The following is a 1,301-nucleotide window of genomic DNA, read 5'->3' on the forward strand; positions in this document are numbered from 1 at the left end:
GTGCTGCGGCTGCGCAACAAGCTGCTGCCGCTGATCCACCTCAAGAAGCTTTTGAAGATCGACGACGGCGCGGCCTCCGATCCCGAGAACGGTTTTATCGTGGTCACCCAGGTCGGCAGCCAGACCTTCGGCATCGTGGTCGACGGCGTGTTCCACACCGAAGAAATCGTGGTCAAGCCGATGTCGACCAAGCTGCGCCACATCGACATGTTCTCGGGCAACACCATTTTGGGCGATGGCGCTGTCATCATGATCATCGACCCCAACGGCATTGCCAAGGCGCTCGGCGCCGCCGGCTCCTCGGCCCATGACATGGCCGACGAGAACGGTGCGCACCACATCGGCTCGGGCGAGCAGACCACCTCGCTCCTGGTGTTCCGCGCCGGCTCGTCCCAGCCCAAGGCGGTGCCGCTCGGCCTCGTCACGCGCCTGGAGGAGCTGCCCGCCGACAAGATCGAGTTCTCCAATGGTCGCTACATGGTGCAGTACCGCGAGCAGCTGATGCCGCTGGTCGCCATGGAGGGCGTCACCATTGCGAGCCAGGGCGCCCAGCCGATCCTGGTGTTCGCCGATGACGGCCGCTCCATGGGCCTCGTCGTCGACGAGATCATCGACATCGTCGAGGAGCGCCTCAACATCGAGGTCGGCGGCTCCTCGGCCGGCATCCTGGGCTCGGCCGTGATCAAGGGCCAGGCCACCGAGGTGATCGATGTCGGCCACTTCCTGCCCATGGCGTTTGCCGACTGGTTCACCCGCAAGGAGATGAAGCCGTCGATGCATTCGCAGTCGGTGCTGCTGGTCGACGACAGCGCGTTCTTCCGCAACATGCTGGCGCCGGTGCTGAAGGCGGCCGGCTACCGCGTCCGCACCGCCCCGACCGCGCAGGAGGGCCTGGCCGCGCTGCGCGCACAGAGCTTCGACGTGGTGCTGACCGACATCGAGATGCCCGACATGAACGGGTTCGAGTTCGCGGAAGTTATCCGCTCCGACCACAATCTCGGCGCGATGCCGATCATCGGGCTGTCGGCGCTGGTCTCGCCGGCGGCGATCGAGCGCGGCCGGCAGGCCGGCTTCCACGACTATGTCGCCAAGTTCGACCGTCCCGGCCTGATCGCGGCGCTGAAGGAACAGACCGCCACCGCCGCCGGCGCCTCCGAGCTGAACCGGGCCGCGGCGTAAAGGGGACGAGGAGAGACATCCATGAGCAGCAAGACCCAATCCGCCGAAGGCGCCATGGTCGAATACGTCACCGCGATGATCGGCGGCCAGCTCTTCGGCCTGCCGATCTCGCGCGTCCAGGA

1 protein-coding gene and 1 pseudogene are annotated in these 1,301 nt (G+C 66.3%); both read left to right on the forward strand.

The window, feature by feature from the left end:
• Positions 1–1,179 (forward strand): response regulator (locus ACV1FX_RS41665; protein ID WP_473123276.1); only part of this gene is annotated, 1,179 nt, incomplete at its 5' end.
• Between the two features lie 21 nt (positions 1,180–1,200).
• Positions 1,201–1,301: pseudogene (locus ACV1FX_RS41670) on the forward strand (chemotaxis protein CheW); the annotation flags it as partial.

The sequence above is a fragment of the Bradyrhizobium ingae genome (assembly GCF_055791185.1).